12 protein-coding genes are annotated in these 13,532 nt (G+C 70.4%); 8 read left to right on the top strand and 4 right to left on the bottom strand.

The features are described from left to right. Positions 1-14: 14 nt before the first annotated feature. Complete coding sequence (locus tag AC1DYP_RS11745) at positions 15-677, bottom strand: hypothetical protein (protein WP_477046478.1); 663 nt, start codon at positions 675-677, stop codon at positions 15-17. 18 nt (positions 678-695) lie between these two features. Next, positions 696-926: a hypothetical protein gene (locus AC1DYP_RS11740; protein ID WP_477046477.1), complete on the bottom strand. Its 231-nt coding sequence runs from the start codon at positions 924-926 to the stop codon at positions 696-698. 104 nt (positions 927-1,030) lie between these two features. Here AC1DYP_RS11740 and AC1DYP_RS11735 point away from each other — a divergent pair, with 104 nt between their 5' ends. From AC1DYP_RS11735 to AC1DYP_RS11705, 7 genes are all read left to right on the top strand, one after another. Then, entirely contained in the window at positions 1,031-2,116 is a 1,086-nt protein-coding gene (locus AC1DYP_RS11735; RefSeq protein ID WP_477046476.1) for a sensor histidine kinase, read from the top strand. Continuing rightward, positions 2,113-2,766: a response regulator transcription factor gene (locus AC1DYP_RS11730; protein WP_477035585.1), complete on the top strand. Its 654-nt coding sequence runs from the start codon at positions 2,113-2,115 to the stop codon at positions 2,764-2,766. The genes AC1DYP_RS11735 and AC1DYP_RS11730 overlap by 4 nt, the downstream gene beginning before the upstream one ends. Then, positions 2,763-3,758, top strand: a complete 996-nt coding sequence (locus tag AC1DYP_RS11725; protein ID WP_477046475.1) for a FliM/FliN family flagellar motor switch protein — start codon at positions 2,763-2,765, stop codon at positions 3,756-3,758. Before AC1DYP_RS11730 ends, AC1DYP_RS11725 begins: the two co-directional genes overlap by 4 nt. A 6-nt stretch (positions 3,759-3,764) precedes the next feature. Then, positions 3,765-4,427 (top strand): type III secretion system export apparatus subunit SctR, encoded by a 663-nt coding sequence (sctR, locus tag AC1DYP_RS11720; protein ID WP_477035587.1) that lies wholly within the window; start codon positions 3,765-3,767, stop codon positions 4,425-4,427. Between the two features lie 10 nt (positions 4,428-4,437). Continuing rightward, on the top strand, positions 4,438-4,710 hold the full coding sequence (gene sctS / locus AC1DYP_RS11715) for a type III secretion system export apparatus subunit SctS (RefSeq protein ID WP_477035588.1): 273 nt from the start codon (positions 4,438-4,440) through the stop codon (positions 4,708-4,710). Further along, positions 4,710-5,519, top strand: coding sequence for a type III secretion system export apparatus subunit SctT (sctT, locus tag AC1DYP_RS11710; RefSeq protein ID WP_477035589.1), 810 nt, complete (start codon positions 4,710-4,712; stop codon positions 5,517-5,519). Before sctS ends, sctT begins: the two co-directional genes overlap by 1 nt. A 117-nt stretch (positions 5,520-5,636) precedes the next feature. Next, positions 5,637-6,452, top strand: coding sequence for a DUF1521 domain-containing protein (locus AC1DYP_RS11705; protein ID WP_477046474.1), 816 nt, complete (start codon positions 5,637-5,639; stop codon positions 6,450-6,452). Between the two features lie 71 nt (positions 6,453-6,523). Here the strand turns inward: AC1DYP_RS11705 and AC1DYP_RS11700 are convergent, their stop codons facing one another. Next, on the bottom strand, positions 6,524-7,003 hold the full coding sequence (locus AC1DYP_RS11700; RefSeq protein ID WP_477046473.1) for a hypothetical protein: 480 nt from the start codon (positions 7,001-7,003) through the stop codon (positions 6,524-6,526). Between the two features lie 29 nt (positions 7,004-7,032). Beyond that, a complete protein-coding gene (locus AC1DYP_RS11695) occupies positions 7,033-8,583 on the bottom strand; it encodes a hypothetical protein (protein ID WP_477046472.1) in 1,551 nt (516 codons plus the stop codon). 297 nt (positions 8,584-8,880) lie between these two features. On the opposite strand from AC1DYP_RS11695, the gene AC1DYP_RS11690 reads away from it, so the two are divergent. Then, positions 8,881-13,532: beta strand repeat-containing protein (locus AC1DYP_RS11690; RefSeq protein WP_477046471.1), on the top strand; the 4,652-nt coding region annotated here is incomplete at its 3' end.

The following is a 13,532-nucleotide window of genomic DNA, read 5'->3' as shown; positions in this document are numbered from 1 at the left end:
TGAGCCGGACGCGGTCAGCGGAGCGGGAGACCCCAGCGCGCGGCGCCCCGGTCGGCCTCGGCCGCGCGGGCCACGGCGCGGGCCACCTCGGCCGGTGCGTCCCCGGCCGCCCAGCGCTCGGCCAGCGTCTCGATCAGCCGCCGGGTCTGGGCGTTGTGCAGGCCCTCGGTCGGATCGCCGGCGTCGGCGCGCAGCTTGTCGACATAGAGGGCCGCGGCGCGCGGCGAGGCCGAGATCAGGTCGATCAGATAGGTCGCGGCGGTCTCGAAGGCCTCGCCGCTCAGGGCCTCGTCGCTGACGTCGCGCACCAGCCAGACGCACAGAAATTCCAGCGGTCCGACGTTGCGGCTGTTGGTGCGCAGCGGACCGTCCACGCCGCCCAGCCCCGCGAAGCCGCCCGCGCCCCAGGCCGGCAGCCGCGTCGAGGGCAGGCGCGCGGTCATCAGGGCCTGGGCCAGGGCGTCGGCGACCAGCGCCTTGACCGCCTGGTCGCCGAAATGGTCGACGGCGGCCAGCAGCTTGGCGAAGCCAGGATACAGCGCTTCGCCCAGGTCGAGGCAGACGCGCTCAAGCACGTCGACCCGGCCGTCGAGGGTGGATTGCGCCTGCAGCCCCTCGACCAGGGCCTGGGCGGCGCCGAACCAGTCCGGTTCGGCCTTGAGGATGCGTTCGGCCATGACGCCGGAAGGCTAGCCTCAGCCGAAGCCGTTGTCGCGGGTGTCGGTGAGGCGGTCGCTGACCGCGCGGGCCGTGTTGTCCAGATCGCGATGGCTGGAGGAGAGGCTCAAGGCCCCGTCCTGGCGCGAGAAGGCCGAGAAGTCGCCGAACGCCTGGCCCTGACGACCGGAGGCGGACGGCGAGGCGCTGTCCAGGCCCCGGGCCCAGACGCCGGAGACGGCGTTGGCGTCGATGCGGATGGTGGACATGGCGGACTCCTTCACGCTCTGGATACGACTGACAACGCCTGGGCGCTATTCGGGTTTTCCCTAGCGAGACCGAACGTCGCGCCGGTCAGCCATGGGCCCCGGCCATGAGGGCCCTGCGCCTGCACGCGCCGGACCTGGATCCGGCCGAGGCCGCGTTCGCCGCCCTGGACCTGGCGGTCGGGGCGTTCGAGGGCGCGCCGCCCCGCCTGGTCTGGCGCACGGACGCCTTCGCCCGGCTGATGCCCGACCTCGCGCCGGGAGACTTGGCGCCGCCCGCCCTGGACGCCGCGCTCGGAGCGGCGAAGCGCGGCGAGACCGCGCCCCTGTCGCTCGACGGCGACGAGACCGTGCTGCAGGCTCGGCCGGGGCGAAGCGCCGACGGCCGCCTGTATCTGAAGCTCTCCGACGCCGCCGAGCGCCAGGAGGCCGAGGCCCGCCGTTTGGCCGACCGCGAGCGCCTGCTGCTGACCTCGCGGGTGATGTCGGTGGGCGAGATGGCGACCATGATCGCCCACGAGCTGAACCAGCCGATCGGCTCGATCGCCAACATCGTGCGTGGGCTGAAGGCCCGGCTGTCGCGCGACGCCCTGACCGTGACCGACGGCGTCGAAGCCCTGGACAAGGCCGCCGACCAGGCGCTGTACGCCTCGGGCGTCATCCAGCGCATGCGGTCGTTCGTCGAGCAGCGCCAGCCCCAGGTCGAGCCGCTGGACCTGCCCCGCCTGGCTCGCGCCACCCTGGACCTGCTGGACTGGGAGATCGCCCGCGACCGGGTTTCGGCCCAAGCCCTGTTCGACGACGACCTGCCGCCGGTGCTGGGCGACGCGGTGATGATCCAGCAGGTGCTGGTCAACCTGTCCCGCAACGGCCTGGACGCCATGCGCGGCGAACCCCAGCCCCGCCGCCTCACCATCGCCGGTCGCCGCATGGACGGCTCGACGCGGATGGTCGAGCTGACGGTGGCCGACACCGGCCCCGGCGTCTCGGAAGAAGCCGCCGGCCGGATGTTCTCGCCGTTCTTCTCGACCAAGCCGGGCGGCATGGGCGTGGGCCTGGGGATTTGCCGCTCGATCATCGAACTGCATCGCGGACGCCTCTGGCACACCCGCGAGCAAGGAGGGGCCAAGACTTCGGGGGGAAGCCTGTTCCACATCGCGCTGCCGACGGCGCGCCAGGAGGATGAACCATGACCCCCGCTCAAGACGCCGCGTCGCGTTCGGAGCCGCCCCGCAGCCTCGGCGCGGTCTGCCTGGTCGACGACCACGGCGAGTTCCGCCAGTCGGCCGCCTGGTGGCTGGAGAGCCTGGGCTACGCGGTGACGACCTACGACGACCCGCAGGCCTTCCTCGACGCCGGCGATCCGCCGACCGACGCCTGCCTGCTGTTCGACGTGCGGATGCCGACCATGTCGGGCCTGGAGCTGCTGGACGCGGTCAAGGCGCGCGGCTGCGAGCGGCCGGTGATCTTCATGACCGGCCACGCCGACGTGCCCCTGGCGGTGGAGGCGATGAAGAAGGGCGCGATCACCTTCCTGGAGAAGCCGTTCCAGGAGGCGGCGCTGGAGGAAGCCCTCGGCCTGGCCTTCGCCCGCCTGCATCCGGCCACGACGCCCGGCCAGGACCTCTACGCCCGCCGCGTCGCCAGCCTGACCGAGCGGGAGCGCGAGGTGATGGCCCTGGTGGTCGCCGGCAAGGTCAACAAGATCATCGCCTACGAGCTGGGCATCAGCCCCAAGACCGTCGAGCTGCACCGTTCGCGGATCATGACCAAGATGGAGGCCGCCAGCCTGACCGAGCTGGTCCGGATGGCCATCACCGGCACGACGGACGGCGACGCATGACCGACGTGCTCGACGCCGAACCCCTGGTGCGGGGTCTGGAGACCTTCGACGCCGCCGAGGTCGCGGCCCGCAACCGCGCCCTGGCGGTGCTGTCCGCCCTCCCCGTTTCCGGCCTGAAGATCGCCACCAGCCTGACGCAGCCGCCGACCGGTTCCTGGATCCTGTTCGGCGCCGAGCCCGACGCGCCGCGCCTGGCGATCGTCGACCTGGACGGCGCTCCGTTCGTTCCCGAGGACGACGCCGCCCTGCTCGTGGCGCTGGACCGCCTGGAGCCGGTGCTGGCGGCGATCGAGACGATCACCGGCCTCAGCCTCGAACCGAGCGACATCTCCCGCCAGTCGCCAGACACCGGCGTCGCCATCGCCCTGGACCTGACGCGCGACGCCGAGGCGGCGTCGACCCGTATCGTCTTCCATGTCGCGCTCACCGCGTCCGCCGCCTGGCCGCCGCCGGCGATCGACCTGTCGGCCGACGGCGCCCACCAGGCCGTGCCGATCCCCGGACGGCTGGTGCTGGACGCCGCCGTGGTGGCCGCCGCCCGGGTCGCCGCCCTGCGGATCGGCGACATCGTGCTCACGGCCTGGGGTCCCCGCCAGCCGGGCGACGCCCGCCTGATCCTGCCCGATCGCCGCCTGACCGGCCGGTTCGATCCCGCCGATCGCCGCTTCACCGTCATCACCCTCGAGGAGAGCGCCATGACCGCGCCGCCCATGGACGCCGCCGTGCAACCGGCCGAGACCGCCGCTCCCGACACGTCTCCCATCGCGCCCGCCGACCTGCCCGTCGCCCTCAAGGTGATGCTGGGCGAGGCAAGCCTGCCGCTGTCGGAACTGACCGGCCTGCGCCCCGGCTCGACGGTGGTGCTGGGCGGGTCGGCGCGCGACACCGCCGCCGTCCTGCTGGCCGGGGACCACCCCATCGCCACGGGACGGCTGGTGGCCGTGGGCGAGGCCTACGGCGTGCTGATCGAACAACTGGCGAAGGGAGCCTGACCTCGGATGGACCTGTCGTCGTTCACCCCCGGCTCGGCCCTCATCACCGTCATCCTGCTGGCCCTGGCGCCGTTCGTGGCGGTGATGGTCACGTCCTTCACCAAGATCGTCGTCACCCTCAGCCTGCTGCGCAACGCGCTGGGCCTGCAGCAGGTGCCGCCCAACATCGTGCTCAACGGCCTGGCCCTGATCCTGACCCTGTACGTGATGTATCCAGTCGGTCAGCAGATGGCCGCCGCCAACCAGGGCGTCAAACCGGTCGCTGCGGTCAGCAGCGACACCCAGGCGCTGTTCACCTACGCCGACAAGGCCAAGGAGCCCCTGCGCGCCTTCCTGATGAAGCACTCGACGCCGCGCGAGCGGGCCTTCTTCCTGAAGACCGCCCAGCGCATCAACGGCCCGGAAAAGGCCCGCACGATGACCCAGCGCGACTTCATCGTGGTGGTGCCGGCCTTCACCGTCTCGGAGTTGGCGGCCGCCTTCCAGATCGGCTTCCTGATCTTCCTGCCGTTCTTGATCATCGACCTGGTGGTGTCCAACATCCTGCTGGCGATGGGGATGATGATGCTGTCGCCGACGACGGTGTCCCTGCCCTTCAAGCTGCTGCTGTTCGTGCTGATCGACGGCTGGGTGAAGCTCGCCCACGGCCTGGTCCTGTCCTACACGTGAGGTCCCTCCCATGATGAACTCCCAGGCCATCGAGCTGGTGAACCAGGCGCTGTGGATGGTGCTGATGCTGTCGGCGCCGCCGATCATCGCCGCCTCGGTGGTCGGCGTGGCGGTGGCCATCGTCCAGTCGGCCACCCAGCTGCAGGAGCAGACCCTGCAGTACGCCGCCAAGTTCTTTGCCATCGTCCTGACGATCTTCCTGACCGCCAGCCTGCTGGGCGGCACGCTCTACCGGTTCGGCGACCGGGTGTTCACCGAGTTCCCGGCCATGGTCCGCCGCTGATGCCGGAGACGGCGCCGGACTGGCTGAGCGCGATCTTCGCCAACACCATGGTGCTGGCGGTCGGCGCGACACGGATCGCCGCGGCCTTCATGCTGCTGCCCCTGCTGTCGCCCGAGACCGTGCCGCCGCTGGTGCGCAACTCGATCTTCCTGGCCTTCGGGCTGATCGTCGTCACCCTGCAGCCGCACATCGCCCAGAGCGACCTGCCGACGGTCCAGTGGATCCTGATCTTCGGCAAGGAGGCGCTGATCGGGGTGGTGATCGGCTTCTTCTTCGGGACCATGTTGTGGGCCTTCGAGGCGGCGGGCCAGATCATCGACGCCAAGGTCGGGGCGACCATGGCCCAGATCGTCGATCCGCTGAGCGGCCACCAGACCTCGCTGAACGGCGAGTTCCTGGCCCGGCTGGCCAACTTCGTCTTCATGTTCTCGGGCGGGTTGCTGCTGCTGGTCGGCACGATCCTCGACAGCTACGCGATCTGGCCGATCGGCAGCCTGACGCCGGTGCTGTCCTTGCGCAGCCTGTCGCTGTTCGAGGGCGAATTCTCGCGGCTGATGGTGCTGGCGGTGATGCTGGCCACGCCCGCCCTGGCCATTCTCTATCTGGTCGACGGCGGCCTTGGACTGATCAACCGCTATGCGCCGCAGTTGAACGTCTTCGCGCTGGGCCTGGCCATCAAGTCGTGGATCGCCACGGCCGTGATCCTGGCGATGCTGACGGGCCTGGTGCAACTGCTGCTGAACGAGATCGGCGCGCGCCCCTCGACCATCCTGCAGGTGCTGAAGGCGATGTCGGGAAAGCCGCTCTAACCTACGCTAGGGAATACCCTGATGGGGTTCGCCCCAGCTAGCGGGACCGTCGCGCAAGGCGCCAACTGTCCATCGAGGTCGCAGGACGCGGCCAGCTCGATGGACAGGGGTTGAAGGATGACCAACATCAACACGGCCTGGACGACCGCCGTGAACACCGGCTTGCTGACGGGGATCGGCGCCTCGATGGGCCAGGGCCTGCAGGCGTTCGGCGCCATGCAGTTCACGCTGGGCCTGATGGCCGGCGGGTTCTTCCAGGCGGCGCCCAGCCAGCCGAAGTTCACCGCCGCCATGCCCGAAAGCGGCAAGGCCGAGATCGACCTGGGGGACGGCAACACCCTGTCTATCAACGAAGCCAGTTCCGAGGTCGTCATCCGTGACGCCGACGGCAACGCCACCCGCATCTGGGGCGACCCGCACGTGAGCTACAACGGCCAGAACACCGGCGACTTCTGGGGTACGACCACCTTCGTGCTCGAGAACGGAACGAAGATCACGATCAATACCGAAACGTCCAAGTGGAACAACATGACCTATGCCGAGCAGATCGTCGTCACGCGCGGCGACCAAGCCTTGGTGGTCGACGGCGTCAGCGAGCAGACCAAGGGCGACCTGAAGGTCTCGCTGGGCGGCAGCGGCTACGCGCTCGACGCGGCCCATGACAACGGTCTGGTGATCAACGAGAACGACGCGGCGCGCACGGGTTGGGACAGCTCGATCACCGGAGCCGCCGTCGGCCAGGCGGACTTCGACCTGACCAAGCCAGGCGCCGAAGGCCTGCGCGAGGCGCTGGAGGCGTTCAACTCGACCCTCGGCCTGATGCTGACCGGGTGGCTGATGGGCAATCTGATCAAGGCCGACGCGGAGGTTTCGACGACCGCCGCCGCCAAGGGCTTCGCCGCCTTCCCGCTGTTGGATGCGACGCGTTTCTGAACCCTCGCGCCGCGCGTTCGACGATCCCGGATCCGTCCAGCGGGTCCGGGATTTTCGTGTCTCGAGTGCGGCTAGTCGGCGTTGGTGCGGACCACGACCGGCAGGCCCGCCGAGGGCGGCCCCAGCGCGGGGCCGGGTTCGACTCCGGCGACCATGAACCGGCGCTCGCCGGACCTGTAGCCGAACGACCAGTACTGACCGGCCAGCGCGGAACGGGCCTGCGGTGTCAGGGCGGGGTCGACGACCCAGCCGCTCTCGACAGCGGCCTTCCCGTAATAGCTCGCGATCGCCTCGCGCCCCAGGTCGGCGGGCGCGCGATAGACCTTGGTGCTGACGTTGGGGGCGCGCCAGATCTCCGGCTCGGCGGCCAGGCCCGTCTCCAGCACGCGGTCATAGTCGCCGGCCGAGGCCTGGCCGAGCGGCAGCGTGCGGGCGTCGACGAACCCCGGCGGCGGCGCGGGGGTGCGAACCGCCGGCGCCTGGCCGCAAGCGGCCAGGCCCAGGGTCGTCATCGCCAGCAACGGCGCGAGCAAGGCGGTCGATCGGGTCATCGGCTCTCGACGGCGACGAACCGCCGGCGTCAGGGCTTGGCCTGCCGCACGACGGTGTCCAGGGCGGTGTTGTAGGCGCTCTTGGAATTGCTGCCCACCGCTTCCTCGCCGGTCTTGGGATCGGTGGGCACCGCGGCCAGGTCCAGCGCCTTGCCGGCGGCCGAAGGATCGTCCTGGATCGCCTTGAGCGCCGCGTTCGTGCCGATGGTCACCCATTCCTTGGCCACGGCGGCGGCCGTGCCGACGCCCTTGCCGCCGATCCCCGACTTGTCGACCAGGGTCAGGCCGCTCTTCAGCACGGCGGTCAGCAGCTCGGCCTGTTCCTTGCGGTCGGTGGTGATCGAGGCGGCGGCCGCCTGCACGCCGCCGACATAGTGCCCCAGGGCCGCGGCGTTCTCATAGCGGTCGACCTTGGTCCCGTCGGGCAGGGTCACCTGGGTGGTGGTCTCGAACCGGTTGATCGGGTTCTCGTTCTTGGCGCCGCCCACCTGCAGCTGCTGCATCATGTCGGCCAGGGGCTCGGTCTGCTTGTCGTTCAGCATCTGCTTGGCGTAGGTGGCGAAGGCGGTGCCGTCGCGGGTCTCGGCGTTGAACGACAGCTCGCGCATCACGCCCGACACGTCGCTCTTGAGCACCGTCGTCAGACCCTCGGCCATAGTCCGGGTCGCCGCGTCGCGGTCCATGACGCTGACGCCCAGCAGCAGGTTCTGCTGCGGGACGCTCCTGAGCACCGCCGAGCCCTCGGCGAACAGCCGCGCCTTGAAGTCGGCGTCGGTCGACTGGGCCCCGGCTTCCAGGATCCCCTTGTAGGTCGAGGTGTCCAGCGTGGTGCTGTTGCTGTGCGCTCCACCGCCCATCGTGACGGTCGTGGTGTCCATCTCCTCGCGATGGATCGAGGCCGCCAGAACCCCGTTCAGCTGCTCGGGGCTGAGCGTCTTGAGCGCCTGCTCGGCGACGGCCGGATTGCCCTTCAGGCTGGCCAGCACCTGGCCCACCGCCGCGGCCTCGGCGTCGCCGTGGCTGGTCACCCGGATCGAGCCGCCCAGGGTGAACGGGCTGGTGGTGTCGGCGGCGTGGTCCAGGGTCGAGCCCGCCTGGGCCTTGACGTAGTCCAGCTTGGCGTCGGCCGTGGCGTGGGTGGCGATGGCCTTGCCCAGGTCCTCGACGTCCGCCTTGCCGTGATAGTCGCCGCCGGCCTTGGCGAAGGCGTCCGACAGCGACTTCAGCTCGGCCCCGCCCAGGTCCTTGGCCATCTCGGCGAAGAAGTCGCGTTTCTCGTCCGCCGACAGGCCGCCCAGGCCGAACGTCTTGCCGTCGTTGATCTCGGAGGCCAGCTTGTCCAGCGTGCCGTCCTTGGCCAACTCGCTGATCGCCACGCGGGCGTTGTTCGCGTCCAGTCCGGTCAGGGCGCCGACGGCGTTCTTCACGTCGCCGTTGGTGATCGGGTTGAGGAAACCGCTTTCCATCGACTTGTGGACGGTGTCGACGGCGTCCTTCGCGGGCTGCGTCGAAGGCGGGGCCGCCGGCGGCGCCGGAGGGGGCGACTGGCGGATCGTGGTCGAGCCGGCGGCGTCGAGCATGGTGAAACTCCCGGGCGGGCCGCCGACCTCGGCGGCGCCCGCAATTTCCTCGCTGACCGCGGAACGCGCCAGTTAGGGAAATCCCTAGCGCGTCCATTTTGGAGGCGCATCGCCGGCGCGGCCTCCACCTGACGTAGACACACATCTACAGGTTTAGCGTGCACGGTTCTGGGCAATCGGCCCGATTGAGGCCCAGGCGCTTCGGATCAAGAAAGGACGGCGGGAAACGGGAGACGCCCAATGTCCCCATCGGCTGAGCCCGAGCTAGGTCCACGCCGGCGAGGTCGCCTCGAAATGATGGCGGCGCGAGCTCGCGGTCTGGATCGCCTGTTCGCGACCAGCTCGATCCTGGCCCTCGCCATGGCGACAACGACGCCCGCCCACGGCCGGCAGGACGTCGGCGCCCCCGCCCCCATCATCACCTCGGCGACCGAGGCCTACGGCCTGTCGGCGCCTGACGCCGCGTCCGTCGTCACCTCGTCGGCCGATTCCATCTACACCGGGGTGAAGACCAACGCGTCCGGCGTGCCCGTTCAAGCCAACGGCGTGACCCCCGCGACCAATCCCAGTCAGTATGTGAGCTCCGGCGCGACGGACGCCTATGGCGTCTATGCCCTGAACGGCGGCCAGGTCTGGCTGAACGTCAATCCCAGCACCGGGGCGGCCACCGGCGTTTCCGGCCTGATCACGACGCTCGGCGCCACCAGCCACGGCCTGCGGGCCGACGGCGCCGGTTCTAAGATCGCCGCCGCCGGCGAGACCATCAAGACCAGCGGCGACACTTCGCTGGGCGCCCACGCCATCAACGGTGGAGCGATCACCCTGACCGGCTCGTCGCTGACCGGTTCGGGAAATAGCGCCAGCGGCCTGGTCGCCAGCGGCGCCGGCTCGACCATCTCGGCGACCCAGACCACGGTCGTCGCTTCCAACTTCGGCTCCTACGGCGCCGCGGCCCTCGACGGCGGCGCGATCAGCCTGCTCGGCGGATCGATCACCTCGTCGAGCAGTGCCCTGCGCGTTGCGTCAAACGGCACGATCACCGCCGTCAACCTCAACACGACGGCCACCGGCGCCAACGCGATCGGCGTCCTCGCCGACGGAGGCGTAGTCAATCTGCGGGGAGACACCGTGCAGGCCACGGTCGGTGCGACGGACCACGGGCTGCACGCCAGCAGCGGCGGCGCGATCAACGCGGTCAACGCCCGCATAACGGCTGGCGGCGACGGCCTTCGGGTCGTCGGCGGCTCTACCGCGACCTTCCAGGACGGCGTCATCGTCAGCACCGGCAACGGCGTTCGGGCGGACGGGGCTACCGTCCAGGTTCTCAATTCGAGCATCACCACGCTGGGCGCGAACGCCTATGGCGCGACGGCCCTGAATGGCGGACGGGTGGACCTCGATCCGACGACCATCATCACCTCCGGAACCGGAGCCTACGGGCTCTACGCCAGCGACGCCGCCTCGGTGGTCACCTCGTCGGGGGACTCGATCTATACGGGCGTCAAGGTCGGAACCAATCCGGCCCAGCCGACGACCTTCGGCAAGCCCGTCACGGCGTCGGGCGCCCTGGCGACCAGTCCCGCCCAGTACGTGACCTCCGGAGCCACGGGCGCGCACGGCGCCTTCGCGCTCTCCGGCGGCAAGATCTGGCTCAATGTCGACGACGTCACGGGGCCGACGGGCGACAGCGGCCTGATCCGCCTGTTGGGGACCCAGAGCGACGGTGTCCGCAGCGAAGGCCAAGGCTCCCTGGTCACCGCCGCCAACGAGACGATCCAGGTCGACGGCGCTCAGTCCAACGGCCTTCATGCGCTGGCTCAAGGCGTGATCGACGGCGGCGCGCTGGCGATCAATCTCAACGCCGCGACGACGACGGGCGTCCTGGCCGAGTCGGCGGGCGTGGTGACTCTCACCGGCAGCACGATCCGCACGGCCTCGACCACCACGGCGCTGACCAACGGCCAGGCGGGGCTGATCGCCATCGGGGCCGGCAGCCGCGTCACGTTCGACAGCGGGACCTTGACGCTGGGACCGACCACCGGAACCCTTTCCTTCAGCAACCTGCTGGCGGTGCGCGCCGAAGGCGGCGGCGGGATTTCGCTGACCGACAGCGCCGTCAGTGTCCGGGGCGGGCTTTCGGGAACCTCGAACAACGGCCTGCTCGCGGTCGGGCCAGGGAGCGAAATCACGGTCCTGCGGGGATCGCTGAGCACGCAGACGCGCAATTCCACCGCCGCGCGGGCCGAGGGCGGCGCGTCGATCACCTTCGACGGGACGACGATCAGCACCGTCCAGACGGCCGCGGGGCTGCGGGGCTTGGTCGCGACCGGCGCCGGCAGCCGGATCGTCGCGACGGGCGGCTCGCTCACCCTGGGCCTGGGGACCACGACCGGCTCGGACATGGTGGCGGTCGAGGCGCGTGACGGCGGGACGGCGTCGTTGACGGACGTCGTCGTCACGGTCACCGGCGGCGTGAACGGAACGCTCAATTACGGGCTGACGGCCGACGGCGCCGGCAGCCGCATCGATGTCGTCGGCGGCGAGATCAGCACCGCCTCGCGCGGCGCCTTCGGCGTGAGGGCCACGGATAATGGCGTTGTCGCGCTTTCGGGCGGAACGCGGATCACGACAACCGGCGTGCAGGCCTCGGGGGGCACGATCGGCAGCCATGCGCTGATCGCCAGCGGGACAGGCAGCCAGATCACCGGCGCCGGCATCTTCGCCAGCGCGTCGGGGACCTACGGGAGCGCCGCCCGCGCCGAGCTCGGCGGCAGGATCGACTTGGTCGGAACCAGTCTCACCACCACGGGTGCCGGGGCCACGGCCGACCCCTCGGCGCCTGCCCGTGTCGTCAGCGGCGGCCAACTGACGATGAGCGGGGCCGGCAGCAGCATCACCGCGAGCGGCCAGTTCGGCCACGGTCTGTCAGTCCAGGACGCCGGCTCCCTGGCCGACATCCGCGACACGGTGTTTTCGGTGACCGGCAACCGCGCGTTCGCCGTGAACGTGATCCTCGGCGGCGAGGCGCGGTTTCGCGACAGCACGATCGTGGGGCCCGCGGCCGTCAACGTCGAGGGCGCGGGCTCGCTCGCCACCCTCACGGACACCAGTGTCCGCGGGACGGCGGGACCGGGTTACGGCGTCCGGTCCGCGGCGGGAGCGGACGTCACCGTCACTGGCGGCTCGATCACCACGGAGCTGCGGGACTCGCCGGGCCTGACCGCCGGAAACGCCACGATCACCGCGACCAATGTCGCCATCGTCACCCTGGGAACCGACAACGCCATCGGCGCGCTGGCCGACCTGGGCTCGACAATCACCCTGCAGGGCGGTTCGGTCGAGACGCATGGGGATTCGGTCCGCCCGTCGTCGTATCCTCACGGACTGACGGCGCGCAATCCCGGGGGCCTGCTGATCGCCAACGCCACCAGCGTGGACACCTACGGCATAGCTGGGATGGGCGCGGTCTCCGACGACGGCGGCTCGCTACGGCTGACCGACAACGTCATCCATACGCGAGGCCTCTCGTCGCTGGGACTCTACGCCACAGTCGAACAGCCCGGGCCGCAGTTCGCCGCCGACGTCACAGGCTCGGGCCTGACCGTGACCACCGAAGGCGACTACGCCTACGGGGCCCAGGCCCAGCAGCATTTCCTCGAAGCGCCCGCGACCGTGAACCTCAAGACCACCGCGATCACCACCTCGGGGTCGCGCGCGGTGGGACTGCGCGCCCTGTCGGCCGGGACGGTGGTGGCCGAACGCACGACGGTCACGACCTCCGGAGACCTGGCGCATGGCGTCCTTGCCCGTAGTGCGCCGAGCTCGGTGACCCTGCGCGACCGGAGCCGGATCACGACCAGCGGCGCCAACGCGCACGGCCTGGTGGCCGAGAACGGCGGGCGGGTGGACTCGTTCGGCTCGACCGTCTCCGTGACTGGGACCGGCGCCTCGGCCCTGTTCGTGCTGGGCGAGACCGAGTCGTCGACGGCGAACCTGAGCGACGGTGTGCTGGTGAACGTCTCGGGCCCCACGATCGCCGTCGCCGGGGCGGGCTCGATCAGCCTGACCGACATGGCCGTCAGCGGCGGCGGCGAGTGGCTGCGCGTCGCCATGATCGACGACTTCGCCCCGATCACCGGCGCCGAACCGCCGATCACCGGACCGGTCGACACGCCCGAAGACACCACGCCCATCGCCCCCTTGCCCGATGAACCGCCGCCCGACGAGCCGCTCGCGCTCTCGGCCCTCGCCGCCGCGCCGGCCGCCGTCGCGGGCGCGGCGACGATCGTGGTTCGCAATTCCGTACTAGACGGATCGGCCTATACGGCGCCGGGCAGCGTCTCGAACGTGACGCTCGCCGCCGACACTACCTGGAACATGAGCGGCTCCTCGAACCTGACCAACCTCGTCAACGACGCCAGTTCGGTGCTGTTCGCCGCGCCGACCGGCGACGTCACGCAACTGGCGGACTATCTGACCCTGACGACCGTCAACTACACCGGGGTCGCCGGGCTGATCGGGCTCAACACCTATCTGGGCGTCGACGATTCGCCGTCCGACAGGGTGGTCGTCGACAGCGGGGCCGGCACGGGGACATCGCTCCTGCGGATCACCCGGTCGGGCGGGTTAGGCGCGGTGACCCAGGCCGACGGCATCCTGGTGGTGGACGCCCGCAACGGCGCAACCACGACGACGGACCTCTTCACCCTGACTGGGCCGGTGGTGGCCGGGCCCTACGAGTATCGCCTGCACCGCGGAGGTTTCGAGGGGGGCGCGCCGGACTCTTGGTTCCTGCGCTCGACCGTCGATTGCACGAGGGTCGCCAATCCGCCGCCATCCTGCCGCGCCCCGACACCCACGCCGACGCCGACGCCGACTCCAACACCCACGCCGACACCRACTCCAACTCCAACCCCGACACCCACGCCGACTCCAACTCCAACTCCAAC

Source organism: Caulobacter sp. P1_D6 (genome assembly GCF_056406095.1).
This window is presented reverse-complemented; position numbering and strand designations above follow the sequence as displayed.